The sequence below is a fragment of the Pseudomonas sp. 13B_2.1_Bac1 genome (assembly GCF_025466155.1).
In the GTDB taxonomy this organism is placed as follows: Bacteria; Pseudomonadota; Gammaproteobacteria; order Pseudomonadales; family Pseudomonadaceae; genus Aquipseudomonas; species Aquipseudomonas aylmerensis.
Window position 1 is genome coordinate 86,364 of the sequence record NZ_JANLOH010000006.1, and the last position, 23,866, is coordinate 110,229.

Annotated in this window: 25 protein-coding genes; 11 read left to right on the forward strand and 14 right to left on the reverse strand. The window is 60.0% G+C overall.

Translation table 11 applies throughout. The features are described 5' to 3' along the window. Nucleotides 1-54: 54 nt before the first annotated feature. The 5 genes from NTD80_RS01560 to ptrR form a co-directional block, all read right to left on the reverse strand. Nucleotides 55-1,620 carry an NAD(P)-dependent oxidoreductase gene (locus NTD80_RS01560; RefSeq protein ID WP_262131848.1) on the reverse strand — a complete coding sequence of 522 codons (1,566 nt, stop codon included), beginning with the start codon at nt 1,618-1,620 and terminating at the stop codon, nt 55-57. Nucleotides 1,621-1,807: 187 nt separating this feature from the next. After that, nucleotides 1,808-2,188: a hypothetical protein gene (locus tag NTD80_RS01565; protein WP_262131849.1), complete on the reverse strand. Its 381-nt coding sequence runs from the start codon at nt 2,186-2,188 to the stop codon at nt 1,808-1,810. Continuing rightward, entirely contained in the window at nt 2,179-2,781 is a 603-nt protein-coding gene (locus NTD80_RS01570) for an N-acetylmuramoyl-L-alanine amidase (protein ID WP_262131850.1), read from the reverse strand. The genes NTD80_RS01565 and NTD80_RS01570 overlap by 10 nt, the downstream gene beginning before the upstream one ends. A gap of 231 nt (nt 2,782-3,012) precedes the next feature. Then, entirely contained in the window at nt 3,013-3,135 is a 123-nt protein-coding gene (locus NTD80_RS01575; RefSeq protein WP_003193089.1) for a PA1414 family protein, read from the reverse strand. A gap of 142 nt (nt 3,136-3,277) precedes the next feature. Next, nucleotides 3,278-4,171 carry a putrescine utilization regulator PtrR gene (gene ptrR / locus NTD80_RS01580; protein WP_262131852.1) on the reverse strand — a complete coding sequence of 298 codons (894 nt, stop codon included), beginning with the start codon at nt 4,169-4,171 and terminating at the stop codon, nt 3,278-3,280. Between the two features lie 103 nt (nt 4,172-4,274). On the opposite strand from ptrR, the gene NTD80_RS01585 reads away from it, so the two are divergent. Then, nucleotides 4,275-5,483 (forward strand): MFS transporter, encoded by a 1,209-nt coding sequence (locus NTD80_RS01585; protein ID WP_120449391.1) that lies wholly within the window; start codon nt 4,275-4,277, stop codon nt 5,481-5,483. Here the strand turns inward: NTD80_RS01585 and NTD80_RS01590 are convergent. From NTD80_RS01590 to NTD80_RS01600, 3 genes are all read right to left on the reverse strand, one after another. Next, complete coding sequence (locus tag NTD80_RS01590; protein ID WP_065909676.1) at nt 5,395-6,837, reverse strand: NCS1 family nucleobase:cation symporter-1; 1,443 nt, start codon at nt 6,835-6,837, stop codon at nt 5,395-5,397. The genes NTD80_RS01585 and NTD80_RS01590 overlap by 89 nt on opposite strands. A 196-nt stretch (nt 6,838-7,033) precedes the next feature. Then, nucleotides 7,034-7,432, reverse strand: coding sequence for a DUF2177 family protein (locus NTD80_RS01595; RefSeq protein ID WP_106803003.1), 399 nt, complete (start codon nt 7,430-7,432; stop codon nt 7,034-7,036). A gap of 113 nt (nt 7,433-7,545) precedes the next feature. After that, complete coding sequence (locus tag NTD80_RS01600; protein WP_034099624.1) at nt 7,546-8,382, reverse strand: S1 RNA-binding domain-containing protein; 837 nt, start codon at nt 8,380-8,382, stop codon at nt 7,546-7,548. Between the two features lie 322 nt (nt 8,383-8,704). Between NTD80_RS01600 and NTD80_RS01605 the strand changes: the two genes are divergently transcribed. The 3 genes from NTD80_RS01605 (at nt 8,705) to NTD80_RS01615 (ending at nt 10,747) form a co-directional block, all read left to right on the forward strand. Beyond that, on the forward strand, nt 8,705-8,884 hold the full coding sequence (locus tag NTD80_RS01605) for a hypothetical protein (protein WP_003193095.1): 180 nt from the start codon (nt 8,705-8,707) through the stop codon (nt 8,882-8,884). 207 nt (nt 8,885-9,091) lie between these two features. Next, the gene (locus NTD80_RS01610; protein ID WP_262131855.1) at nt 9,092-9,814 is read left to right on the forward strand and encodes a TorF family putative porin; all 723 of its coding nucleotides are present in this window, start codon (nt 9,092-9,094) and stop codon (nt 9,812-9,814) included. Nucleotides 9,815-9,880: 66 nt separating this feature from the next. Beyond that, entirely contained in the window at nt 9,881-10,747 is an 867-nt protein-coding gene (locus NTD80_RS01615) for a DUF6279 family lipoprotein (protein ID WP_262131857.1), read from the forward strand. Nucleotides 10,748-11,570: 823 nt separating this feature from the next. On the opposite strand, the gene NTD80_RS01620 is transcribed toward NTD80_RS01615, so the two are convergent. Beyond that, nucleotides 11,571-11,960 (reverse strand): hypothetical protein, encoded by a 390-nt coding sequence (locus tag NTD80_RS01620; protein WP_017134854.1) that lies wholly within the window; start codon nt 11,958-11,960, stop codon nt 11,571-11,573. 153 nt (nt 11,961-12,113) lie between these two features. On the opposite strand from NTD80_RS01620, the gene NTD80_RS01625 reads away from it, so the two are divergent. Next, on the forward strand, nt 12,114-12,389 hold the full coding sequence (locus NTD80_RS01625) for a hypothetical protein (protein WP_262131859.1): 276 nt from the start codon (nt 12,114-12,116) through the stop codon (nt 12,387-12,389). Nucleotides 12,390-12,438: 49 nt separating this feature from the next. Here the strand turns inward: NTD80_RS01625 and NTD80_RS01630 are convergent, their stop codons facing one another. Next, on the reverse strand, nt 12,439-13,785 hold the full coding sequence (locus tag NTD80_RS01630) for a DEAD/DEAH box helicase (protein ID WP_262131860.1): 1,347 nt from the start codon (nt 13,783-13,785) through the stop codon (nt 12,439-12,441). A gap of 193 nt (nt 13,786-13,978) precedes the next feature. Between NTD80_RS01630 and NTD80_RS01635 the strand changes: the two genes are divergently transcribed. Then, entirely contained in the window at nt 13,979-15,277 is a 1,299-nt protein-coding gene (locus NTD80_RS01635; protein ID WP_106802997.1) for a mechanosensitive ion channel family protein, read from the forward strand. Here the strand turns inward: NTD80_RS01635 and NTD80_RS01640 are convergent. The 3 genes from NTD80_RS01640 to NTD80_RS01650 form a co-directional block, all read right to left on the reverse strand. Further along, nucleotides 15,274-16,143 carry a carboxylate/amino acid/amine transporter gene (locus tag NTD80_RS01640; protein WP_106802996.1) on the reverse strand — a complete coding sequence of 290 codons (870 nt, stop codon included), beginning with the start codon at nt 16,141-16,143 and terminating at the stop codon, nt 15,274-15,276. The genes NTD80_RS01635 and NTD80_RS01640 overlap by 4 nt on opposite strands. Nucleotides 16,144-16,345: 202 nt before the next feature. After that, entirely contained in the window at nt 16,346-16,945 is a 600-nt protein-coding gene (locus NTD80_RS01645) for an FMN-dependent NADH-azoreductase (RefSeq protein WP_262131863.1), read from the reverse strand. A gap of 151 nt (nt 16,946-17,096) precedes the next feature. Further along, a complete protein-coding gene (locus NTD80_RS01650; RefSeq protein WP_065909655.1) occupies nt 17,097-17,411 on the reverse strand; it encodes a 3-phosphoglycerate kinase in 315 nt (104 codons plus the stop codon). Nucleotides 17,412-17,460: 49 nt separating this feature from the next. On the opposite strand from NTD80_RS01650, the gene NTD80_RS01655 reads away from it, so the two are divergent. The 5 genes from NTD80_RS01655 (at nt 17,461) to aqpZ (ending at nt 22,658) form a co-directional block, all read left to right on the forward strand. Further along, on the forward strand, nt 17,461-18,384 hold the full coding sequence (locus NTD80_RS01655; RefSeq protein WP_065909653.1) for a LysR family transcriptional regulator: 924 nt from the start codon (nt 17,461-17,463) through the stop codon (nt 18,382-18,384). Between the two features lie 14 nt (nt 18,385-18,398). After that, nucleotides 18,399-19,202 carry an alpha/beta fold hydrolase gene (locus NTD80_RS01660; protein ID WP_213553478.1) on the forward strand — a complete coding sequence of 268 codons (804 nt, stop codon included), beginning with the start codon at nt 18,399-18,401 and terminating at the stop codon, nt 19,200-19,202. Nucleotides 19,203-19,205: 3 nt separating this feature from the next. Then, the gene (locus tag NTD80_RS01665; RefSeq protein ID WP_262131867.1) at nt 19,206-19,769 is read left to right on the forward strand and encodes a peptidylprolyl isomerase; all 564 of its coding nucleotides are present in this window, start codon (nt 19,206-19,208) and stop codon (nt 19,767-19,769) included. Between the two features lie 82 nt (nt 19,770-19,851). Further along, on the forward strand, nt 19,852-21,684 hold the full coding sequence (locus tag NTD80_RS01670; RefSeq protein ID WP_262131868.1) for an ABC transporter ATP-binding protein: 1,833 nt from the start codon (nt 19,852-19,854) through the stop codon (nt 21,682-21,684). Nucleotides 21,685-21,956: 272 nt separating this feature from the next. After that, nucleotides 21,957-22,658 (forward strand): aquaporin Z, encoded by a 702-nt coding sequence (gene aqpZ / locus NTD80_RS01675; RefSeq protein ID WP_065909644.1) that lies wholly within the window; start codon nt 21,957-21,959, stop codon nt 22,656-22,658. Between the two features lie 10 nt (nt 22,659-22,668). Here aqpZ and NTD80_RS01680 read toward each other — a convergent pair whose 3' ends face one another. Next, nucleotides 22,669-23,793 (reverse strand): GNAT family N-acetyltransferase, encoded by a 1,125-nt coding sequence (locus NTD80_RS01680; RefSeq protein WP_262131870.1) that lies wholly within the window; start codon nt 23,791-23,793, stop codon nt 22,669-22,671. Nucleotides 23,794-23,866 lie beyond the last annotated feature (73 nt).

Here is a 23,866-nt window from a genome sequence, read left to right on the forward strand (position 1 = left end):
TTTAGAGCGGTTTCTTCAGCGGGCGCGACGTCGGATGTCGCGCCCGTTTTTTTATCAGTGCATTGCCGAAACCGAGGGCGCTCTAGCCTGGATGATTTCCTGGACCAGGCAGGCCCAAATCAACCCATGTGCCGTGCAATCGGAATAGGTTGCTTCGGACACAATCTGGTTGTATGCAGCGCAATACACTATCGAAAGCCCATCCAGTTCGCCTTCCCCCAGCGCAGTAACGACAAACTGCTCTTTGCTCAGCTCTGCAATTTGCACCGGGCTTAGAGACCGGGGACGGAACTGAACCCCAGACTGCAGCAACAACGCCGAAACCCCTTCCCTAAAACGGATGGATTGCAGACCTTCAATTGATGCGTCAATCGAAGGATTGTCCGCCAGAAGCTTTTCAAACAGCTCGATGCCGACGCGATCTAACTCGTCATTCAAATACTGATTCGCGAGCAGTAGATAATCGTTATGCGGCGGTTTGACAGTCGTCATCACAGACCTGCGACGGGCTCCCTCGCCGGGCTGATTTTCGCCGTACACGGTGACTCGATAATTTACCAACCGGAACATCATCGCTTGCAACAAGCCGTTGACACCTCGACCGATGATCGAGACGCGTGGCGCATCGGCATGGGCCTGCAGGGAGGGGATCACCAATGATTGTGCACGCTTGCGCCTGGCAATGCAGTGCAAGGCCTTGACGCTCAGTTGGACTGAAACCGCGTAGTCAAGGTCGCATTGGCAGGCGTCGGTGCTGGCCGCCTGTGTCGTCAGCGTCGCGGGTTTGCACCAAGTGGAAAGACTGCAACCGAGCGCTTCTGTGCGCATCCGAAATGCATGCAATATCCCGGGATCGGAGTCCAATACAAGCTGGGTGTGTTCAGCGGTTGCCAGGGTCCGCAACGCGTCATCACTGAAGACATCCGGGTTGGCGATACAGACCAGGCGAGCGAGTGTGTGCATACGCTGGATGAGGACCCCGTCGATACGATGAGCGCAGTCATCATTCAGGGATAAGCACAGGGCAACAGCAAAGGCTCCCTCCAGCGCCTCGGACCAGTCCTTAACAAATGACACTCGACTGTCGATATTGCCAGTTGCTCGGCCGTGTCTGTCCAACACTTTGACCCGCACATTCGGATCTCGATCAAGTAACAGTTTGACAAGCTCTTTACCCACATTGCCGTATCCCAACACACAGATATCGGGCGGTAGTGAGCCATCGGCCCGTTTCAACCAGTGTGCGATATAGACCGCGACATGCGGGGCGTCGACCCCCAGTGTGTTGGCCACTCGAATGCCATTGGACTCGCATAGATCCAGCCGCACGTTATCCAGGCTTGTGCCTCTGCGGATTAAATGAAGGTCTCCAAACGGATGAGAGATACGCCATTGCTCAATGACATCTGCATCGACGGCTTGGTCCCCGAGAATAATCGTCGAGGGACGCAGGAGTCCGATCTGTATGAGCAGGGCCTGCTTGGCTATTGTCGGGGGAAGAAACACTACGTTACCGGGCGCCTGCGCCTTCCAACTCTTCGAGGCCGGTGCGATATGCAGAATATTTTCGGTCGTGGCAATGAGCGACGCGGCGACGGGCGGAACTGAAGAGAGCAACATGGCTTTGTCTCCAACAATTCTGAATTACTGACACCTCGAAGTGAGGAACTCAATAAAGTTGGGGCGCTACGAAGAGGCGCTTGAGTTTCAACCTATGCCGATTGTTGGAATTAGATAAGCCAGCCATTTCTGACGAACAGGTAGTCCAATTCCGACAGTTGCACGCCAAAGCCTGACCCACGCCACGCTACTGCTTGAGTGTTTTAAACAAATCATCGCAGTCCTTGCAGCCAAAATATTGCGCGGATGCCGAGCATTCGACCTCACCCGTAGCGCCTGCCCTAACCCGCCAAATACAGGCGTTTCCCTGATATTTCAGCGTGCCTTCAAGGTAACAAGGCGCCCAATCAAACTGGTCATGCAGTGTGCGGCCGTCGATAGGCTCGGCACGTTTAAAAAAGGACGACACCTGCCGCTCATCCAGTGCAACGTCACTGGGTCGGCACCGTTCAGGCTCGTCGGAATGGAAGCCAGAGATGAGAATGTCCTCGATAACCGCATGGGAGGACGAACATCCGGCAAGTAATACACACACGCCGAAAGACAATGCCCTTAAATTCATTGCCATACCGCACTGCTGGCTTCACCTGGATGCTTATATGAGATTTGCGGGTGTGTGTAGACGTCAGCCGGTGTCAGACGAAAATGCCCATACAATTCAGACACGAGCCACCGCAGGGACTCATTCTGCATAGCGGTCACCTCCTCATAACGAGCAGCATCCAGATGTTTGCCAACCAGTTCGATACCCAGGGAATCAGCATTCATGGGGTATCGCTCAGGATAGTCCTTACTACGCTCATACCTGTCCAATGCCCGAATCTGCAACGTCCAGGTGAGTGCTTGGATAGTTTGGATCTGAGGGGTATCGCACGTCGTCTTATCAACGGCCAGGCACTTGGAACGAAGGTAGCGCCCAACGTGATAACAGCGTTTTTTCAGGCTGGCCGTCTGGTAGATAACGCCATTTTTTTCGATGAGAAAGTGCGCACCGCTGCCTTTGGCAAGGTAGCCATTAAAGGTGTGCTGCGCCGTGGGCGCGTCGGTCTGGTGGACCACTAAAGCACGCACACTGCGCAAATCGCCGTGTTCGATCGTTTGAAACCGACGATGCTCGACTCTTTCGGAAATCAACATTCCTTCGCTATCAACACTCGACATTTCAATGCCTTTTCATCCCTGTAAAGACAAAAATATAGGAGAGCAAATAGGGAAAAGGCAGGGATGACGTAACAAGCAGAAGGGTCCGACATTGAGGCGTGCCTCATCAGACAATCAAGCGGTGCGAATAGTACTAAACGTGCACTCGGATTACAGGGAACCGGTGAGGCCCTGAAGAACGACTGAAGGCGTCAGCGCTCGCGCGATTGAATCCCGTGAGCGCCTCAAGACTTACCTGCGACGTGGACGACGCTGCTCATCGTCGGTGCGGATCGGCACCGGCTGCAGTGGCGGCTCGATCAAGCCCAGTGCAACACCGAGGTCGTGGAGCCAGTTCTGGATTTTCTCTTTCATGGTTGCCCCCTTTGAGGGTAATGCTGGTAGGCGCAAGTTCTGTCGCCCTTTCCTACACTGATAGTAGCCCGAAGTCCTACGTATTGCTTGAACGAAACCACAACGAACTATTACTGGATTGATCAAAATCCTGACAGATCGTTCAAGCGATTGCGCGCGTGTCCGGCAGGAACTCGGCCTTGCCCTCTTGCTGCAGGTCGATCCACGCATTGAGGTTAGCGCCGAGCATACCCTTTCGCCACATCAGCCAAGTGGTAGCAGTGGCGAAAGGCCCTGTCAGCGGATGAACGGACACGCTGTCCTTGCCCGGCAGGCTGTCGAGCATGGATTCAGACATCAGCGCCACGCCGGAGCCTGCGATCACGCAGGCGAGCATGCCTTGATAGGATTCGATCTCAATCGCCCGGCCCATGGCCACGCGATCGTGGGAAAACCAGGTTTCCAACCGCGCCCGGTAGGCGCAGCTGCGTCGGAAGGTGAACACTGCGCGCCCGGCGACGTCCTGCGGCCCGCGCACTGGCGGATGGTCGGCTTCGCAAATCAGCACCAGGCGCTCTTCACACAAGGCCACGCCGTCCAGCGTGGCGATCGTGATCGGGCCGTCCACAAATGCAGCATCCAGGCGACCGGTAATCAGACCTTCAAGCAACTCGCCACTGGGCGCCGATTGCACCTGCAGGTTCACCATCGGGTAAGCCTTGTGATAACGCGCCAGCAGCTTCGGCAAATGCACGGCAGCCGTGCTGTACATGCTGCCGAGTACAAAATCACCCGCCGGTTGCCCGCCTTGCACGGCGCCATGGGCTTCATCATGCAGAGCCAGCAGGCGCGTGCTGTAGTCCAACAACACCTTACCTGCAGGAGAAAGCTGCAAACGCTGGCGCTCGCGCACGAACAGCTCTACGCCGAGCTGCTCCTCCATTTGCTTGAGGCGCGTAGACAGGTTTGACGGCACCCGGTGCAACCGGTCAGCCGCCCGCGTGATGGAGCCCTCTTCCGCCACGGCCTGGAAGATGCGCAATTGACTGAACTCCATACCTTTCTCCAAAACTGAACAAGTTACTCACTATTATTCATTTTTACAGAAAGTCAATCCGCTTTAGCCTGAGGGTATTCGCTGACCCGCAGGAAACCTGACCATGTCCCCTTTGATCCGCTTACTTGCCAGCTTTGTCGCCTTGATGATGGCGATGGGCATCGGCCGCTTCGCCCTCACCCCGCAAATGCCGCATTTGCTCAGCGAGGGGCAGATCGACTTGACCGGCGCTGGACTGATCGCTGCCGCCAATTACCTGGGCTACTTTGTCGGCGCGGTGGATTCGATCTTCGCCCGTAGCCATCACCACGTACGCGGTCGCTTGTACGGCGGGCTGTGGCTGTGTGTGCTGCTGACGCTGGCGTCTTACTGGGCCCACGGGTTCTGGCCGCACCTGCTGCTGCGTTTCGGCACGGGTGTGGCAAGCGCCTGGGCGCTGGTGATGATCACCAGCCTGAGCCAGCCGCTGGCGATTGCCGCCGGCCGCCCACGCCTCGGCGCCCTGGTGTTTGCCGGGCCGGGGCTGGGGATTCTGCTGACCGGGTTGCTGGCGCTGGGCTCGAACCTGCTGGGCCAAAACTCCGCAACGCTGTGGCTGGTGTATGGCGGGGTGGCATTGGTGATGCTGCTGGCCATCCTGCCATTCTTGCCCAAGCCTTCCGCCGCCAGCGCGCCCGTTTCCAGCCACACCGAGGTAGCCAGTAATGGCAGCATCACGCACCTGTGCTGGATCTACGTGCTGTACGGCCTGGGCTACATCATCCCGGCGACGTTTCTGTCACAGATGGCCAGCGCGCAATTCAAGGGCGCCTGGCAGGCCGACCTGTTCTGGCCCTGCTTTGGCCTGGCCGCGGCGATTGGCGTGGTGGCCGCGAGCCTGCGCCGCAAGGACCCGCACACCACCCGCCGCTGGTTGATGGCGACCCTGTGGTTGCAAGCGGCCGGGGTGTTCGCCTGCCTGCTGGGCAATGGCTGGGGGTTGGCGCTGGGCGTGCTGCTGTGCGGCGGGCCGTTCCTGGCGTGCATGCAGTTGGTGATGGCGCGCTTGCGCGAAGTCGCCCCCCACGGCTACCAGCGCAGCACCGGGCTGTTGACCGCGAGCTTTGCGATCGGCCAACTGAGCGGGCCATTGCTGGCGTCGGTCAGCAGCCAGCTCAGCGGCGGCCTGCAACCGGCGCTGGTAGTCGCCGGTGCGGGCCTGCTGGTAGCGGGCGGGGTGTTGGTCAGCCGGCAACCATCGGCGCAGGCACTCGCACCTGTTCGCGCCGCGACAACACCAGGAAAAACAGCCCACCCAGGAAGCATCCGGTAAACCAGGCAAAATTGGCCATGCCCTGCAACGCGGGGGTGAAGGTGATCGCGACGCCCACCAGCGTCGCCGGCACCAGCGCCTTGACCGCCGTCCAATTCACGCCGCCGTCGAAGTAATAGCGCCCGCCTGGGCTGTCATCGAACAGCGCATCGACATCGATCTTCTGCTTTTTGATCAGGTAGAAATCCACCAACAGAATCCCGAACAACGGCCCGATGAAGGCTGCGAGGATGTCCAGGGTGTAGTGAATCATCAGCGGGTTGTTGAACAGGTTCCAGGGGGTGATGAAGATCGATGCCACAGCCGCGATCATCCCGCCGGCGCGCCAGCTGATTTTGCTCGGTGCGACGTTGGCGAAGTCAAACGCCGGGGAGACAAAGTTGGCGACGATATTGATGCCGATGGTCGCCGTGACAAAGGCAAAGGCGCCCAGCAACACCGCCATGCTGTTATCGATGCGCGAAACCGTCGCGATCGGGTCATGGAGCATTTCACCAAACACCGGCAAAGTGCCCGAGACGATCACCACGGTGACCAGGGAAAACGCCAGGAAATTCACCGGCAGCCCCCAGAAGTTGCCGCGCCGCACGTCGCGCATGCTGCGGCAGTAACGGCTGAAGTCGCCAAAATTCAGGGTCGGCCCGGAAAAGTACGACACCACCAGCGCCGTCGCCACGATCACCTGACCGAACGCCTGCCAGCCCGACAGCGACTTTTCTGCCAGGGTGAAGCTGATATTCGCCCAGCCGGCCTTCCACACAATCCATCCAGCCAGGGCAAACATCACCGCGTAGACCACCGGACCGGCCCAGTCGATGAAGCGGCGAATCGACTCCATGCCGGCCCAGAAGACCGCTGCCTGCAGCACCCACAGGCTGAGGAAACCAAACCAGCCCAAGTACGACAAGCCTGCGAAATGCGGCTCTGCATACACCGCCATCTGTGGGAAAAAGCGCAGCACCACGATGATCAAGGCACTCGACGCCAGGTACGTCTGAATCCCGTACCAGGCCACGGCGATCAGGCCGCGAATCACCGCGGGAATATTCGCTCCGAATACGCCAAAGGCCAGCCGGCAGATCACCGGATAAGGCACTGCCGCTTGCTGGCTCGGTTTGGCCACCAGGTTGGCGATCAATTGCACGATGCAGATGCCGGCGAGCAAGGCAATCAAGACCTGCCAACTGGCCAGCCCCAACGCGAACAGGCTGGCGGCGAACACGTAGCCGCCGACGCTGTGCACGTCACTCATCCAAAAGGCAAAAATGTTGTACCAGGTCCACTTCTGCGGCAGCGGCCCCAGGTCCTGGTTGTACAGGCGCGGGCTGTAGCCTTTGGGCAAGTGTTCGGTCATCGCTGGGCTCCTCGAAATACCTGCCTGCGCTACCGTAGCGGGTGCATACGGAAGGCGGCATGATTTGTATACGAGGTATTCAGCAGAATACATGCCAATGGCACACAATCCCTGTGTGACGGCGTTCCAAAGGGCTTTTTCAGTCGTGAGAGACTGGGTTTCGCTCAGTAACGGTGCACGTAAATCCTGTACACAATCATTGGTGCACTCGATGTGCACACAGGAATCCCACGGTGCAGCAGGCCGCCGTCAGGAAGGTGCCCCACGCCATGTCCATGATCGCAAGAGCGGCCGACCAGCCGTACAGCGTGGCCCAATTGCTCAGGTCATAGGTGCCGTAGGCGACCAGCCCAAGCAAGGCGCCAAGGCGCGCGGCGCGTTGCCAGCTGGCGCTGGGCAAGACCACGAAGACGACACAACCGAGGGCATAAAGGAGGTAAAACAGCACCGCGGGCAACAGGCGCGGCTGATCAAGCATCAGCGGGCCCAGCAAGGATTTGTAGGTCGGGCCCATCAGGACGCCGAGCCAAAGGCCGTCAAGGACGAGAAACGCGAGCAACGTGCCGAGGTAGGCGAACAGCGATCGTTTGGACATTGCAGTGACCTTCTGTAGGCGCTGGCTGGCCAGCGACGGCGTGTGAGGAAACACCTTAAAGGCCACTGGCCTCATTGCCGGCAAGCCGGCGCCTACAGGAGAGCAAATCGCACTCAGCTTAGTTCAATGCGATCCGCATGAATCACGATCTGGCCCTGCTTGTAGAGCGCACCGATGGCTTTCTTGAAGTTGCCCTTGCTCACGCCGAACAAGTTGCTGATCACCGCCGGGTCGCTCTTGTCGCTGACCGGCAGGGTGCCATTGTTTTCACGCAACTTGGCGAGGATCTTGGAGTTGAGGCTGGAGGCCGCTTCCTGGCCGACCGGCTGCAGGCTCAGGCTGATGTTGCCATCGGCGCGGATCTCTTTGATAAAGCCTTTCTCTTCCTTGCCCGGGCGCAGGAACTTGAACACTTCGTTCTTGTGGATGAGGCCCCAATGCTTGTTGTTGATGATCGCCTTGAAGCCCATGTCGGTGGCTTCTGCGACCAGCAGGTCGACTTCCTGGCCCACCTGGTAGTTGGCAGGCGTTTTGTCGAGGTAGCGATCAAGCCGCGCGGTGGCGGTAATGCGCTTGGTGTGCTTGTCGAGATAAACATGCACCACGCAGTATTCACCGGCGCTCAACTGGCGTTTTTCTTCCGAATACGGCAGCAACAGATCCTTTGGCAAGCCCCAGTCGAGGAACACGCCGATACTGTTGACTTCAACAACTTTCAAACTGGCAAACTCGCCAACTTGAACTTTGGGTTTTTCGGTCGTGGCGATAAGTTTGTCATCGCTGTCCAGATAAATGAAAACGTTAAGCCAGTCTTCATCTTCACTGGGAATATCTTTGGGGATGTACCGATTAGGCAAGAGGATTTCACCGTCTTGCGCACCGTCCAGGTACAAACCGAAGTTCGTGTGTTTAACCACTTGCAAGCTGTTGTAGCGCCCGACTAAAGCCATTTCCAAATACCCTCATTGCGTGGTCGGCATTCTACCCGAGTTGCGCTCGCCACGCGCGCGCGCCTGAAAAATCGCGGCGTGCGTGGCGTTCTACTGGCACCGCCCCGCTCGTCCGATCATTCGGCTGAATTTCGGCGCGCCCGTCACGCCTCACAGCCCACTGGTTTCCAGTTAAAACAGTAAGTTAGGGGCTTAATTCAAAAACCAAGTTTGCGCTTTTCCTGCCTCAAGACTTATTCCCGGGGGATATTTGCCAAGCAATTGTCAAGTATTTCCTGTACGATGCCTGGCCAAGTTAATTTTCTACAGGTTAGTGGCCGCCATGCGCGTAAAAGCATCCAACAGCAAAGCAAAGCCAGCTCCCGCCGTTGAAACCAGCGAATCGATCAACAGCCAGATTGCTGCTTTCCTCAAGTCCGGTGGCGAAATCCAGCAAATTGCCAAGGGCGTCAGCGGCCAGACTTTCGGCCCGTCCAAGCAGATCAGCCTGGGTAAAAAGTAACACCGCGCAACACACCTGGTCCCTAAGCGCCTTGCCATCAAGGCGCTAGGACTAGAGCCGCAGATACCCTCTTAAACACACTCAATCTCGCGCCAATCGACGAACGGGGCTCAACTCCTGGCATTCGCCGGTATGCTTGCACACGTCTAGCACGGGCATCTCCCCGACTTTCTTCGTCACTGCTCCTCGCTTTTCACGGAGTGAAGCATGTTCAAACCCTGCATTTTCCTGGTCGCAGCCCTGGCCGCCAGCCCCCTCGCCGAAGCGCAGATCTTCCAGCGCGAACTGGGCGACTTCGACCTCAAACTGGGCACCACACCTACCCGCAGCATGGCGCAGGGCCTGGTCAAGCCGACTTCTCCCGGCAGCGACTCGTTCCACGGCGGGCTGGATCTGAGCCACGACAGCGGCCTGTATGTCGGCCAGTTTTCGCCGAACATGGGACTGTCCTCGACCAGCAATCTTGAAGTCGACTCGTACATGGGCTTCAAGCACCCCTTCGACCAGACCCTGGGTTATGAAGTGGGCCTGATCCATTACAGCTATCCCAAGCTCAGCCCTCTCGACAGCCAGGAGTTCTACGGTGGACTGAACCTGCTGGGCAACCGCTTCGGTGCGTCGTTCAGCAATGATCCGGACCGCCAGGACAGCACGCTGTTCGCCGACCTCGGCGGCACGCAGCCATTCGGCATCGGTGTGAGCATGAAATACACCACCCATCAGTTGGGCACCCCGGTCTCGGTGGAGGGCGGCTCCATCAGCACGTTCAGTGACTGGTCGGTGCAGTTCTCCCGCCAGTGGAAGGGCGTTGACCTGAACCTGATCTACAGCGACTCCAGCCTCAGCGGCGGCGACTGCTCGGCGTACTCCGGACACAACTCGCAATGCGACGGCCTGTTGACCTTGAAGGCCGCGCGGTCGTTTTATTGATGGGCTGAACTGTCGCGCCTGCCGCGGGTTCACATGCACTAACCCCCTCAGCGCAAGGACCCGCCCATGCTGCGTCGGCTCAAACTACTGGTGGTATTGCTGACCCTGAGCCTGGTGCTCGCCGGCTGCAATCGCGTGGGCCTGGCCTATCGCAACCTCGACGTCATCATCCCCTGGACCCTCAACGACTACCTGGACATGAACGCCGGGCAGAAGAGCTGGTTCAACGACAAACTCAAGGAACACCTGGCCTGGCACTGCACCACGCAATTGCCGGGCTACCTGGATTGGCTGGACCGCCTGCAGCAGATGGTCGACACCAACCAGGTCACCGACGCCGCTTTGCAGACGCGTACTGCCGAAGCCAAACAGGCCATTGCCGATGTCGCCCGCGAGATCACCCCGTCGGCCATCGAACTGCTCAAGGGGCTGGACGGCCAACAGGTCAAGGACATGAACGATGCGCTGGCCAAAGACCTGCGCAAGCGTCAGGACGAGTACCTCAAGCCGCCGCTTGAGCAGCAGATCAAGGAACGCGCCCAACGCATGAGCAAACGCCTGGACGCCTGGATGGGCCCTTTGAGTGCCAGCCAGCAGAATCGCGTGACCGCCTGGTCCATCGCCCTGGGGGAACAAAACCAGGAATGGATCGGCAACCGCGCGCATTGGCAGGCGCAATTTATCGAAGCGGTGAAGCAGCGCCAGAGCCCCGACTTCCCGCAGAAAATGCAGCAACTGCTGGTAGATCGCGAAAGCCTGTGGACCCCGCAATACCGCGCGGCCTATGCCCAGACCGAAGCGGCTGCGCGCAGTTTGATCGTCGACTTGATGGCTGAGAGCACCGTGCAGCAGCGACTGAAGCTGACGCAAAAAATCGACGGCGTGCGCAGTGACTTCAAGGCGCTCAAATGCCTGAAGGGTGCTGCGAGCTAGAAATGTGGCAGCGGGGTTGCTCGCGAAGGCTGTGGATCAGCCAGCATCTTCGTTGACTGACACACCGTATTCGCGGGCAAGCCCGCTCCCACAGGTAGAAAGGCGTTCTCCCCGCCGGCAGTGCAAGGCCCGACTATTCCAGCCACGCAGCCAACCCCCCGGCTTCACCGCGATCAAAAATGTGGGAGCGGGCTTGCTCGCGAAGGCGGTGGATCAGCCAGCATATTCGTTGACTGACACACCGTATTCGCGGGCAAGCCCGCTCCCACATTTGGGATGTATTTCAAGGCTAAACCGAGTTGTACCGGCAGCGAGAATGTTGGCGAACCTAACCAAATCCCAATTCGGAAGAGCGATCAAAAATGTGGGAGCGGGCTTGCCCGCGAAGGCGGTGGATCAGCCCTCATATTCGTTGACTGACACACCGTATTCGCGAGCAAGCCCGCTCCCACATTTGGTATGTATTTCAGGGCTAAACCGAGTTGTACCAGCAGCGCGAATGTTGGCGAACCTAACCAAATCCCAACCCGGAAGCGCGATCAAAAATGTGGGAGCGGGCTTGCCCGCGAAGGCGGTGAATCAGCCAGCATATTCGTTGACTGACACACCGTATTCGCGGGCAAGCCCGCTCCCACATTTGGTATGTATTTCAGGGCTAAACCGAGTTGTACCGCCAGCGCGAATGTTGGAAAACCTAACCAAATCCCAACCCGGAAGCGCGATCAAAAATGTGGGAGCGGGCTTGCCCGCGAAAGCGGTGGATCAGCGAGCATATTCTTTGACTGACACACCGTATTCGCGGGCAAGCCCTCACGTTGGCCGCTCAGGCAATCTGGGCCTTCGACGCCACCTCGGCAAACGTTGCCGGGTCCAGCGCATCCGCTTGCTCATCGAGCACCTGGCGCGGGTGGTCATTGCCGGGTATCGAGCTGTCGATCAGCGCCAGCAGTTGCGCACCGAGCGCGGTCAGTATGAAATTCTCACCATTGCCGCCCTCCTCCTCAGGCCGCGATTCAATAAACCCTCGCTTGAACAGCAGCGCTTCGTAATCGGCAGCGGTCTTTTTCAGCGCATCCAGATTGCCCGTGGATTCGCCCGCCGTGGCCTTCTCGGCGGCTTCCTGCTCGGCATATTTGCGCGGGGCAAAGCTGCCTTCGCCGTTCTGCACTTCATGCAGCAGACGTTCGATCAAATCCCAGTTGTAAGTCGTCATCCTGATTCCTCCTGCAGGCCTAAGGAAAGTAGCCCGTCTAAAGGTGTGACACGCCACGTCACTCGCCGTTCAGCCGACCGGACGGGCGTGATTTCTCTGAACTTTCCAGACGTTCGCCACCTCAACTGAGCATAACCGCCAAGGAGGTCCCCCATGAAAACCCTGATGAATCTCGCCATCGCCGCCACGCTCCTGACTGCCCTGCCCGCCTGGGCCTGCACGCCCGAGGAGGCCACCGCCAAGCGCGAGCAACTCGGCCAGGAAGTGGCCAAGCTCACCGAGCAGAACCCGACCAAGGCCAAGGAAATGAATGATGAATTGCAGAAAATGGACCTGGACACGGAAAGCGCGGAATTCCCCGACAAGTGCCAGCTGATCGACGCCCGCTTGAAAGAATTGAAAGAAGCCGCCGCCAAGGCGAAAAACTGAAGGCATAAAAAAACCGGACATTGTCCGGTTTTTTCATATCAGCGCTGAATTACTCAGCAGCCGGTGCTTCTGGCTTGCGGCGCTTGAGGGGTGCCATGCCGTCCTTGCTGACCAACGACAGGTTGTCGGTCTTCGGGCGGTTGGCAATCTTGCGCTTGGTCGGCGACTTGGCACCGGCCTTTTTCTTGTCGCCCTTGGCGTCGGTCTTTTTCTTCTTCACGCCCACGGCCTTGCCCGACGCCTTGACCTTCTTCGGCCCGGTGTAGGTGCCTTTGACTTCCTTGATAGTACGGCGCTCGAACGACTGCTTGAGGTAGCGCTCGATGCTCGACATCAGGTTCCAGTCGCCGTGGCAGATCAGCGAGATCGCCAGGCCATCGTTGCCGGCACGCCCGGTACGGCCAATACGGTGCACGTACTCGTCGCCGCTGCGGGGAATGTCGAAGTTGATGACCATGTCCAGGCCGTCCACGTCCAGGCCGCGAGCGGCGACATCGGTGGCCACCAGGATCTTCACGCCACCGGCCTTCAGGCGGTCGATGGCCAGCTTGCGGTCTTTCTGGTCTTTTTCGCCGTGCAGCACGAACGCTTTGTAGTCCTGAGCCACCAGGCGACCGTAGATACGGTCGGCCGCTGCACGGGTGTTGGTGAACACAATGGCTTTCTGGTAGGTCTCGTTGGCCAGCAGCCAGTTGAGAATCTGCTCTTTGTGCACATTGTGGTCGGCGGTGACGATCTGCTGGCGCGTGGTCGCGTTCAGGTCGCTGACGTTGTTGACTTGCAGATGCTCAGGATTGTTCAGGACCTTGGCGACCATATCGCGCAAGGTCGAACCGCCGGTGGTGGCGGAGAACAGCATGGTCTGCTGGCGGTTGACGCATTCGCCGACCAGGCGCTGCACGTCGTCGGCAAAGCCCATGTCGAGCATGCGGTCGGCTTCGTCGAGTACCAGCACTTCGACTTCCTTGAGGTCGAGGTTGCCGGCATTCAGTTGCTCGATCATGCGGCCCGGGGTGCCGATCAGGATGTCCGGCACCTTGCGCAGCATGGCGGCCTGGACCTTGAAGTCTTCGCCACCGGTGATCAGGCCGGACTTGATGAAGGTGAACTGCGAGAAGCGTTCCACTTCCTTCAGGGTCTGCTGGGCCAGCTCGCGGGTTGGCAGCAGGATCAGGGTCTTGATGCTGACACGGACTTTGGCCGGGCCGATCAGACGGTGAAGAATCGGCAGGACGAAAGCGGCGGTCTTGCCACTCCCGGTTTGAGCCGTCACCCGCAGGTCACGCCCTTCGAGCGCGAGCGGGATGGCCGCTGCTTGCACAGGCGTAGGCTCGACAAATTTAAGCTCGGCCACGGCTTTGAGCAGGCGTTCGTGCAGGGCGAATTGGGAAAACACGGGTGCCACCTCGAAGAAATACAAAAAATCAGCTGCATAGGGTACCGGTTTCGGGCGTCCAAACCGAGTGTCTTTACGCGAACGGTGCTAATCAGCTGCTTTTTTGTCAGGGCATTTGTCCGGAACATCAACTTTGTTGCACTTAAATGCTCTAATCGCCTCGTCTTGTCTTACAGAAGAATCGGTTTCACCCATGGATATCAAACAGCTCTGGCTCAACGCCCAGGACCTCTGGGGCGCCCTCGATCAACACCCGCTGCTGCACGCCAGCCTGGGCTTGCTGGTGTTGCTGGTAGTGGCGCTGCTGCTCGGACGGGTGGCGCGCTACCTCATCCTCCACGCCGTCAAATTGCTCGGCCGGCAGCCGGCGCTGCACTGGCTCAACGACCTGCGGCACAACAAAGTCTTTCACCGCCTGGCGCAGATGACGCCGTCGCTGGTCATCCAGTTCGGCCTGTACCTGGTGCCTGACCTTAGCAAAACCGCCATCCTGTTCATCGGCAACGTGGCCCTGGCACTGACCATCCTGTTCATGGTGCTGGCCATCAGCGCGCTGCTCAGTGCACTGCTGGATATCTACGCGCGCACCGAACACGCCCGCACCCGCTCGATCAAGGGCTACGTGCAACTGGCGAAAATGGTGCTGTTCGTGTTCGGCGCAATCATCATCGTCGCCACCCTGATCGACCGCTCTCCGCTGTTGCTGCTGTCGGGCCTGGGTGCGATGTCGGCGGTGATCCTGTTGGTGTACAAGGACACGCTGCTGTCGTTCGTCGCCAGCGTGCAACTGACCAGCAACGACATGCTGCGGGTCGGCGACTGGATCGAAATGCCCCAGGTCGGCGCCGACGGTGACGTGGTGGACATCACCCTGCACACGGTCAAGGTGCAGAACTTCGACAAGACCATCGTCTCGATTCCCACCTGGCGCCTGATGTCCGAGTCGTTCAAGAACTGGCGCGGCATGCAGGCTTCCGGCGGCCGGCGGATCAAGCGCAGCTTGTTTATCGACGCCAGCGGCGTGCGCTTCCTGCGTGACGATGAAGAACTGCGCATGACCCAGGTGCACTTGCTCACCGACTACATCGGGCGCAAGCAGGCTGAACTCAAGGCCTGGAACGAAGCCCAGGGCAACAGCGCGCAACTGTCGGCCAACCGCCGCCGCATGACCAACCTCGGCACCTTTCGCGCCTACGCCCTGGCCTATCTGAAAAGCCACCCGGACATCCAGCCGAACATGACCTGCATGGTCCGCCAGATGCAGACCACCGCCCAGGGCGTGCCGCTGGAGATCTACTGCTTTACCCGCACCACCGCGTGGGCGGATTACGAGCGGATCCAGGGGGATATCTTCGATTACCTGCTGGCCGTGCTGCCGGAGTTTGGCTTGAGCCTGTATCAACAGCCGAGTGGCAGTGATTTGCGCGCGGGGATGTTGCCGGCGGTGCTGGGGGCCAGCCATTTGCCGGCCCCGGAAAGTCGCGCGATTTAAGCCATGGAGCGGTTGGGCGGTTTTACGCCCAACCGACTGATCCACACCGCCCCCACGATCACCAGCCCGCCCAACGCCAGCCGTCCCAGCGGCTCATGCTGGTTCCAGATCAGCAAATTCAGCAGCAGGCCCACCGGCACGTGGAGGTTGTTCATCACCGCCAGGGTGCCGCCCTGCACCAGGCAGGCGCCCTTGTTCCACCAGTACATGCCCAGCGCAGTGCTGACCAACCCGAGGAACACCAGCACGCCCCACTGCAGCGGCGCGTCGGGGAGGAAGTCGGCTTTGCCGAACAGCAGGAATGCCGGCAGCACTACCAGCAGCGCCCCCACGTAGAAATAACCGAAACGTCGGTAGTGCGGCAGATCGCTCGGGTAACGCGCCACCAGGTGCTTGTACATCACCTGCCCGGCGGCGTAGGTGAAGTTGGCCAATTGCAGCAGCAAAAAGCCCATCAGGAAGTGCGGGGTGATCTGGTCGAAACGAATCACCGCCGCGCCCGCTACCGCCACCAGCGCGGCGATCAGCGCCCAGGGATTGAAGCGGCGGTTGAGGGCGTCTTCGATCAGGGTCACATGCAGCGGCGTGAGGATGGTGAACAGCAGCACCTCCGGCACCGTCAGCACGCGAAAGCTCAGGTACAGGCACACGTAGGTCACGCCAAACTGCAAGGCGCCGATCAGCAGCATGCCGCGCATGAAGGCCGGCTCCACCGAACGCCAGCGGGTCAGTGGGATAAACACCAGCCCAGCCAGCACCACGCGCACCAGCACCGCGAAGTAGCTGTCGACGTGACCGGCGAGGTATTCGCCGATCAAGCTGAAGGAAAAAGCCTGAATCAGGGTGACAACCAGTAGATAGCCCATGCGCGCCTCGTTTCGAATGGGCGGGACATTAAAGGTTTTCGGCGCTTGACGAAACTCGAGGCAAAAAAAACCCGACCTCGCTAAAGCGTCAGTCGGGCAGGAGCACTCAGGAGCAAAAGTGCAAAGGGAGGTTCGTTACGCGTACTTGAAGGGTTTGCGTGGCACTAGATAAACACCGCGCGATTATCTGGCGATTAACGGATCAGGCCACCTGTGCCAACAAGGCCTTGGCGTGGTTGATGCCCTTTTCCTGGAAGTCCCCGCTCAGGTTCACTCCTTCGGCGTGGATGAAGGTCACGTCGTGAATCCCGATAAACGCCATGACCTGGCGCAGGTACGGTTCCTGGTGATCGGAGCTGGCGCCGGTGTGGATGCCGCCGCGAGCGGTCAACACTATCGCGCGCTTGCCGGTGAGCAAACCCTGCGGGCCGGTAGCGGTGTACTTGAAGGTCACACCGGCGCGCAGCACGTGGTCCAGCCAGGCCTTGAGGGTGCTTGGGATGGCGAAGTTGTACATCGGCGCAGCCATCACCAGCACATCGGCGGCGAGTAATTCGTGGGTCAATTCATCGGAACGGTCGAGCGACACCTGCTCATCGTCGTTGCGCTGCTCGGCAGGCTTCATCCAGCCGCCGAGCAGGTTGGCGTCCAGGTGCGGAACCGGGTTGAGGGCCACGTCGCGCACGGTGATCTGGTCTGCCGGATGGGCGGCCTGCCATTGGCTGATGAACTGGCGGGTCAGTTGGCGGGAAATCGAATCCTGCTGGCGAGCGCTGCTTTCGATGACCAGAACATTGGACATGGCTTCGTAGGCTCCATCTGTAAATGCTGTAAGGCGATGGAGAAAAGGTTAACCAGGGCTCATTCGATTAAAAAGCGCAAAAAACTGCTATAACCCATCTATAAATTTGTTTATATGTGCAGTGTTCCTGTCGACCTGCTCTGCTGTTGCTTTATTTCGGCGCACAGTCCAAGGCGATTCGCATCTTGATGATTGCGCGGTTGAACTTGACCGTGGTGTTGGTGCTTTTGCCGGCGGGCACCGTCACCGTACGGCGACGTGGGGACTCCGGACCGTTGGTGAAGGTTACCGAACACACGGCATCCTGGGTGCCGTAGTTATTGAGCTGGATCGAGCTGATGTCGCCGTCCACATCGGAAGCGGTGTAATCGATTTGTACCCCATTGATCTTTTTAGTCACGTCGATGGGGTAGGCAAACGCGGTCATCGGCAGCAGTGCCAGCAACACGCAACAGAATTTTCTCATTCGGCAGTCTCCAATAAGGACTGTCAGCTTAGGACAAGAGGAGCCCATCTTGAAAGCGCCCCGCGTTACCCTCGATCAATGGCGCACGCTGCAAGCCGTGGTCGACCACGGCGGCTTCGCCCAGGCGGCTGAAGCGCTGCACCGTTCGCAGTCCTCGGTGAGCTACACCGTGGCCCGCATGCAAGACCAGCTCGGCGTGCCACTGCTGCGCATCGATGGGCGCAAGGCGGTGCTCACCGACGCCGGAGAAGTGCTGTTGCGCCGCTCCCGGCAACTGGTGAAAAACGCCAGCCAATTAGAAGACCTCGCCCATCATATGGAACAGGGCTGGGAGGCCGAGGTCCGCCTGGTGGTGGACGCCGCCTACCCCAACGCGCGCCTGGTGCGTGCCCTCACCGCCTTTATGCCGCAGAGCCGTGGTTGCCGCGTGCGACTGCGCGAAGAGGTACTGTCGGGCGTTGAAGAACTGTTGCTCGATGGCATGGCCGACCTGGCCATCAGTGGGTTCATCATCCCGGGTTACCTGGGCACGGAAATGAGCGACGTGGAATTCATCGCCGTGGCTCACCCCGATCACCCCCTGCATCGGCTCAACCGCGAACTGAGCTTCCAGGACCTCGAAAGCCAGATGCAGGTGGTAATCCGTGACTCCGGCCGCCAGCAACCGCGGGATGTGGGTTGGCTCGGCGCCGAACAACGCTGGACCGTCGGCAGCCTGGCCACCGCCGCCACGTTCGTCAGCAGCGGCCTGGGCTTTGCCTGGTTGCCCCGCCACCTGATCGAGCGCGAGCTCAAGGAGGGCCTGCTCAAGCAACTGCCCCTGGAAAAGGGCGGGAGCCGCAACCCGACGTTCTATCTCTACTCGAACAAAGACAAACCCTTGGGCCCGGCCACGCAGATCCTCGTGGAACTGCTGCGCACCTTTGACACTGCGCCGCTGGACGCACCGTTCGCGGCCCCCCAGCAAGCCTGAAACGGAGTTCACCCATGGCCTGGTTCGAACATGAAGGATGCAACCTGCACTACGCGCAATACGGTCGCGGCAGCCCGCTGATCCTGATCCACGGCCTGGGCTCCAGCAGCCAGGATTGGGAGCTGCAGGTCCCGGTGCTGGCCCGTCACTATCGGCTGATCGTGGTGGATGTACGTGGCCACGGCCGTTCGGACAAACCCCGCGAGCGCTACAGCATCCAGGGCTTCACCAACGACCTGCTCGCGCTCATCGAGCATCTGGACCTGCCCGCCGCGCACGTGGTGGGGCTGTCCATGGGTGGCATGATTGCGTTTCAACTCGCGGTGGACGAGCCCGCACGGGTCAAGAGCCTGTGCATCGTCAACAGCGCGCCCGAGGTCAAGGTGCGCAGTCTCCAGGAATACGGGTGGTGGGCCAAGCGCTGGACGCTCGCCCGGGTGCTCAGCCTCGCGACCATCGGCAAGGCCCTCGGCGACCGGTTGTTCCCCAAGCCGGAACAGGCCGACCTGCGGCGCAAGATGGCCGAACGCTGGGCAAAAAACGACAAACGTGCTTATCTCGCCAGCTTCGATGCGATTGTGGGCTGGGGCGTACAGGAACGACTTTCGAGAATTACCTGTCCAACCCTGGTCATCAGCGCCGACCACGACTACACCCCCGTGGCGCACAAAGAAAACTATGTAAAACTGCTGCCCGATGCGCGGCTGGTGGTGATCGAAGATTCACGCCATGCCACGCCCTTGGATCAACCCGAAGTCTTTAATACCACCCTGCTCGATTTTCTAGAGACAGTCGAAACCACTACCCAGGATCACTGACCCATGCTGAAAAAAATCGCCTTCTTTGCCGGTTCCGTTCTGTTCGCTGCCAATCTGATGGCCGCCGAGCCCGCCAAGGCGCCTCACGTGCTGATCACCACCACCAACGGCGACATTGAAATCGAACTGGACCCGGTCAAGGCGCCGATCAGTACCAAGAACTTCCTGGCCTATGTCGACAAGGGCTTCTACACCAACACGATTTTCCACCGTGTGATCCCGGGCTTCATGGTCCAGGGTGGCGGCTTTACCCAGTCGATGTCGCAGAAGCCGACCGAAGCACCGATCAAGAACGAAGCCAGCAACGGCCTGCATAACGTGCGTGGCACCTTGTCCATGGCGCGTACCAATGACCCGAACTCGGCCACCAGCCAGTTCTTCATCAACGTGGCCGACAATGCCTTCCTCGACCCGGGCCGCGATGCCGGTTACGCCGTATTCGCCAAAGTGGTCAAGGGCATGGACGTAGTCGACATCATCGTCAACTCGCAGACCACCAACAAACAAGGCATGCAGAACGTGCCAATCGATCCTGTCCTGATCAAGTCGGCCAAGCGCATCGACTGAGGTCTGCAGGTAGTTCCGCGCGCGGCCCACGAGGCGGCGCGCGCATTTGAACAGGAGAGCCCGCCAGGCGGGCGTCAACCTAATGCTCTATCGTCGTTTTGAAAAGCTGATCGATATTTTCCGCGACGCGCCCAGCGCCGCCCCTCCCGATAAAGTCCTGCCCTTCTATCTCTACTACCTGCGCCAGGTGTGGCCGAGTTTTGCCGCGTTGCTGGTGGTGGGCCTGATCGGCGCGCTGATCGAAGTCGCGCTGTTCAGCTACCTGAGCCGCATCATCGACCTGGCCCAAGGCACGCCGCCGGCGAACTTCTTCCAGCTGCACAGCACCGAGCTGATCTGGATGGCCGTGGTCGCCCTGCTGCTGCGCCCGATCTTCGGCGCCCTGCATGACCTGCTGGTACACCAGACCATCAGCCCGGGCATGACCAGCCTGATTCGCTGGCAGAACCACAGCTATGTGCTCAAGCAGAGCCTGAATTTCTTCCAGAACGACTTCGCCGGGCGGATCGCCCAGCGCATCATGCAGACCGGCAATTCCCTGCGCGACTCCGCCGTGGCGGCAGTCGATGCGATCTGGCACGTGGCGATCTACGCCATCAGCTCCCTGGTGCTGTTTGCCGAGGCCGACTGGCGCCTGATGATCCCGCTGGTGACCTGGATCATCGGCTACAGCCTGGCGCTGCGCTATTTCGTGCCACGCGTGAAGGAACGCTCGGTGATCTCGTCCGAGGCGCGCTCCAAGCTGATGGGCCGCATCGTCGACGGCTACACCAACATCACCACCTTGAAGCTGTTCGCGCACACTCAATACGAGCAGGAATACGCCAAGGAAGCGATCATCGAGCAGACCGAAAAAACCCAGCTGGCCAGCCGCGTGGTCACCAGTATGGACGTGGTGATCACCACCATGAACGGCCTGCTGATCGTCACCACCACCGGCCTGGCCCTGTGGCTGTGGACGCAGTCGCTGATCTCCGTGGGCGCCATCGCCCTGGCCACCGGCCTGGTGATTCGGATCGTCAACATGTCCGGTTGGATCATGTGGGTGGTCAACGGTATTTTCGAAAACATCGGCATGGTGCAGGACGGCCTGAAGACCATCGCCCAGCCGCTCGCCGTAATCGACCGTGACCAGGCCCCGCGCCTGAGCGTGCCGCACGGCGAAGTGCGCTTCGAGCAGGTGGATTTCCACTACGGCAAGAAGAGCGGGATCATTGGCGGCCTGAACCTGACCATCAGGGCCGGGGAGAAAATCGGCTTGATCGGCCCTTCCGGCGCGGGCAAATCGACCCTGGTCAACCTGCTGCTGCGCCTGTACGACCTGCAAGGCGGGCGCATCCTGATCGATGGACAGGACATCGCCGAGGTGGCCCAGGAAACCCTGCGCGAACAGATCGGCATGATCACCCAGGACACCTCGCTGCTGCACCGCTCGATCCGCGACAACCTGCGGTATGGCAAGCCGGACGCCACCGATGAAGAACTCTGGGCCGCCGTGCGCAAGGCGCGGGCCGATGAATTCATCCCGCTGCTGTCCGACTCCGAAGGCCGCACCGGGCTGGATGCACACGTGGGTGAGCGCGGGGTCAAACTCTCGGGCGGACAACGCCAGCGCATTGCGATTGCGCGCGTGTTGCTCAAGGATGCGCCGATTCTGATCATGGACGAAGCCACCTCAGCGCTCGACTCGGAAGTGGAAGCGGCGATCCAGGAAAGCCTGGAGACCCTGATGCAGGGCAAGACGGTGATTGCGATTGCGCACCGGTTGTCGACCATCGCGCGCATGGACCGCCTGGTGGTGCTGGAGAAAGGCCAGATTGCCGAAAGTGGCAGCCATGCCGAACTGCTGGCCCATGGCGGCTTGTATGCGCGGTTGTGGCAGCACCAGACCGGCGGTTTTGTCGGCATCGACTGAGACAACACCGCTAACTCCCCGCAGGAGCCGGCTTGCCGGCGATGACCGAAAGATCACCGCAGTGTTTGCCGGCACCATCGCCGGCAAGCCGACTCCAGGTTAAAACGGCGCCAGCCCTCTGTTTCAAAGGGCTGGCGCTTTTTTTTGCGCCTGGATTTGTGCCGTATACGTGCTGTACTTCAGAGCAGTGCCCAGACGGGCGCTGAAGTAAATCTGCAGGGAGCATCACTGATTTACGGATTGGGTAGAGCGATCTATCAAGGACGGGTTGCATGTCTTTGTTCAAGCGTTCAGTCACAGAGGGGTTAGGTACGTTTTGGCTGGTGTTGGGCGGTTGCGGGAGTGCGGTGTTGGCCGCAGCGTTTCCTGCAGTCGGGATCGGATTGTTGGGGGTGGCCCTGGCGTTCGGGCTCACGGTGCTGACCATGGCAGTCGCCATCGGGCACATCAGTGGTTGTCACCTCAACCCGGCGGTCTCGGTGGGGCTGGTCGTGGGCGGAAGGTTTCCGGCCAGGGAGTTACCGGCGTACATCGTGGCTCAAGTCATTGGCGGCACACTCGCTGCCGCCTTGCTGTATTTCATTGCCAGCGGCAAACCGGGGTTTGAACTCGCGTCGGGCCTGGCCTCCAACGGCTATGGCGAGCATTCGCCGGGTGGCTATTCAATGGCAGCGGGGTTTGTCTGTGAGCTGGTGATGACAGCCATGTTCCTGCTGATCATCCTCGGCGCCACCGACCACCGCGCGCCCAAGGGCCTCGCGCCCATCGCCATTGGCCTGGCCTTGACCTTGATCCACCTGATCTCCATCCCCGTGACCAACACCTCGGTCAACCCGGCCCGCAGTACGGGCCCGGCGCTGATCGTGGGCGGGTGGGCGATCCAGCAGTTGTGGATGTTCTGGCTCGCGCCATTGCTGGGTGCGGCGATAGCCGGCGTGGCCTATCGATGGCTGGGCAAGGAGGAGCCGGCTTAAGGCAAACCGGTCAGCCCTGCCGATACGGCAGGGCTGCCCTTGCTTCTTCGGCATACGCCAGGATTCCCACCTGTTCGCGTGCCAGGAAGTCCTCGACCGCATTCTTCAATCCCGGATGACGCAAGTAGTGCCATGAGCGGGTAATCACCGGCTCGAACCCGCGAATCAGCTTGTGCTCGCCCTGGGCGCCGGCGTCGAAGCGTTGCAGGCCGTTGGCGATGGCGTAGTCCATGCCCTGGTAGAAACAGGTTTCGAAATGCAGTCGATCAAACTCGGCCAGGCAGCCCCAGTAGCGGCCGTAGAAGCTGTCGCCACCGATCAGGCTAAAGGCCATGGCCACCGGGCGACTACCTTGCTTGGCCAGCACCACTCGGATCGCCTCGGGCATGCGTTCGGCCAGCAGGCTGAAAAACGCGCGGGTCAGGTAGGGCGATTGGCGGCGTACCGCGTAGGTATTGGCGTAGCAGGCGTAGACAAAATCCCACTGTGCCTCACTCAGTTCATGGCCTTGCAGCCACTCGAAGTCGATGCCCTGCCCCGCCACTTGTTCGCGTTCTTTGCGCATCTGCTTGCGCTTGCGCGAACTGAGCGCGTCGAGGAAATCCTGGAAGTCACGGTAGCCACGGTTCTGCCAGTGAAACTGACACCCCAGGCGCTGCAACCAGCCGGGTTGCCGGGCCAGCGCATCATCGGCCAACGCGTCGGTGAAATTGATATGGGCGCTGGAGAGGCCCTCGATTTCCAGGTAGCCCGGCAGGCTCTTGAGCAGCTCAAACCCGTCCTCGGCATTGGCCGCCAGCAGGCGCGGCCCGCTGACCGGACTGAACGGCACGGCCGTCAGCAGCTTGGGGTAATAGTCGATGCCCGCCCGCTCACAGGCATCCGCCCAGCCGTGGTCGAACACGTACTCGCCATAGGAATGCCACTTGCGATAACTGGGCAAGGCCGCCACCAGCCGATCACCCTCCCAGTGCAACAGGTGCTCCGGTTGCCAGCCCGATTGCGGACCCAGGCTGGCGCTGTCTTCCAGCGCGCTGAGGAAGGCGTGTCGCACGAAAGGTTGGGCCTGCGGCACCAGTGCATCCCAAACCTGCGGGGCGATTTCGGACAGGCTGTCCAGGCGTTGCAACGGCATCGGCATCCTCACTACGTCATGGCGTGAAAGCCTCGCGAGTATCGCTTATCGCCGAGCCCAGCACACCCTCAAA

What these genes read in the sequence shown, in the direction of transcription:
- NTD80_RS01560 (WP_262131848.1), bottom strand. Translation starts at nt 1,620, where the DNA reads ATGTTGCTCTCTTCAGTTCCGCCCGTCGCCGCGTCGCTCATTGCCACG.
- NTD80_RS01565 (WP_262131849.1), bottom strand. Translation starts at nt 2,188, where the DNA reads ATGGCAATGAATTTAAGGGCATTGTCTTTCGGCGTGTGTGTATTACTT.
- NTD80_RS01570 (WP_262131850.1), bottom strand. Translation starts at nt 2,781, where the DNA reads ATGTCGAGTGTTGATAGCGAAGGAATGTTGATTTCCGAAAGAGTCGAG.
- NTD80_RS01575 (WP_003193089.1), bottom strand. Translation starts at nt 3,135, where the DNA reads ATGAAAGAGAAAATCCAGAACTGGCTCCACGACCTCGGTGTTGCACTG.
- ptrR (WP_262131852.1), bottom strand. Translation starts at nt 4,171, where the DNA reads ATGGAGTTCAGTCAATTGCGCATCTTCCAGGCCGTGGCGGAAGAGGGC.
- NTD80_RS01585 (WP_120449391.1), top strand. Translation starts at nt 4,275, where the DNA reads ATGTCCCCTTTGATCCGCTTACTTGCCAGCTTTGTCGCCTTGATGATG.
- NTD80_RS01590 (WP_065909676.1), bottom strand. Translation starts at nt 6,837, where the DNA reads ATGACCGAACACTTGCCCAAAGGCTACAGCCCGCGCCTGTACAACCAG.
- NTD80_RS01595 (WP_106803003.1), bottom strand. Translation starts at nt 7,432, where the DNA reads ATGTCCAAACGATCGCTGTTCGCCTACCTCGGCACGTTGCTCGCGTTT.
- NTD80_RS01600 (WP_034099624.1), bottom strand. Translation starts at nt 8,382, where the DNA reads ATGGCTTTAGTCGGGCGCTACAACAGCTTGCAAGTGGTTAAACACACG.
- NTD80_RS01605 (WP_003193095.1), top strand. Translation starts at nt 8,705, where the DNA reads ATGCGCGTAAAAGCATCCAACAGCAAAGCAAAGCCAGCTCCCGCCGTT.
- NTD80_RS01610 (WP_262131855.1), top strand. Translation starts at nt 9,092, where the DNA reads ATGTTCAAACCCTGCATTTTCCTGGTCGCAGCCCTGGCCGCCAGCCCC.
- NTD80_RS01615 (WP_262131857.1), top strand. Translation starts at nt 9,881, where the DNA reads ATGCTGCGTCGGCTCAAACTACTGGTGGTATTGCTGACCCTGAGCCTG.
- NTD80_RS01620 (WP_017134854.1), bottom strand. Translation starts at nt 11,960, where the DNA reads ATGACGACTTACAACTGGGATTTGATCGAACGTCTGCTGCATGAAGTG.
- NTD80_RS01625 (WP_262131859.1), top strand. Translation starts at nt 12,114, where the DNA reads ATGAAAACCCTGATGAATCTCGCCATCGCCGCCACGCTCCTGACTGCC.
- NTD80_RS01635 (WP_106802997.1), top strand. Translation starts at nt 13,979, where the DNA reads ATGGATATCAAACAGCTCTGGCTCAACGCCCAGGACCTCTGGGGCGCC.
- NTD80_RS01640 (WP_106802996.1), bottom strand. Translation starts at nt 16,143, where the DNA reads ATGGGCTATCTACTGGTTGTCACCCTGATTCAGGCTTTTTCCTTCAGC.
- NTD80_RS01645 (WP_262131863.1), bottom strand. Translation starts at nt 16,945, where the DNA reads ATGTCCAATGTTCTGGTCATCGAAAGCAGCGCTCGCCAGCAGGATTCG.
- NTD80_RS01650 (WP_065909655.1), bottom strand. Translation starts at nt 17,411, where the DNA reads ATGAGAAAATTCTGTTGCGTGTTGCTGGCACTGCTGCCGATGACCGCG.
- NTD80_RS01660 (WP_213553478.1), top strand. Translation starts at nt 18,399, where the DNA reads ATGGCCTGGTTCGAACATGAAGGATGCAACCTGCACTACGCGCAATAC.
- NTD80_RS01665 (WP_262131867.1), top strand. Translation starts at nt 19,206, where the DNA reads ATGCTGAAAAAAATCGCCTTCTTTGCCGGTTCCGTTCTGTTCGCTGCC.
- NTD80_RS01670 (WP_262131868.1), top strand. Translation starts at nt 19,852, where the DNA reads ATGCTCTATCGTCGTTTTGAAAAGCTGATCGATATTTTCCGCGACGCG.
- aqpZ (WP_065909644.1), top strand. Translation starts at nt 21,957, where the DNA reads ATGTCTTTGTTCAAGCGTTCAGTCACAGAGGGGTTAGGTACGTTTTGG.
- NTD80_RS01680 (WP_262131870.1), bottom strand. Translation starts at nt 23,793, where the DNA reads ATGCCGTTGCAACGCCTGGACAGCCTGTCCGAAATCGCCCCGCAGGTT.